This is a genomic window from Pseudomonas sp. SIMBA_067 (assembly GCF_046534675.1).
GTDB lineage: Bacteria > Pseudomonadota > Gammaproteobacteria > Pseudomonadales > Pseudomonadaceae > Aquipseudomonas > Aquipseudomonas putida.
Window position 1 is genome coordinate 1 of record NZ_JAWRYH010001484.1, and the last position, 230, is coordinate 230.

Annotated in this window: 1 protein-coding gene; it reads right to left on the reverse strand. The window is 44.3% G+C overall.

Annotation, left to right across the window (positions count from 1 at the left end; all coding sequences use genetic code 11):
* Positions 1–230, reverse strand: a 230-nt coding sequence (locus SB765_RS34370) for a hypothetical protein (protein WP_410933125.1), incomplete at both ends; no start/stop codon positions are given.

Genomic DNA, 230 nt, shown 5'->3' on the forward strand with positions numbered 1-230 from the left:
CAAATAAATCATCTACTGAATCAATTACCTTGCCTCCTGCTTCAAAGCCTGGCGCATCGCCTTTGTATTCAGAGCTATTATTGGTGTATGAGCTATATACATTCCACTCATTATTAAGCATATAACTTGCTGACAGCTCTAAACCTGTCGATTCAATACCGCCCACATTTAGGTACGAGCCGTTTGTGCCTATGGTGTAGTCTATACCACCGGTGTCGCTGCCTGGCGCT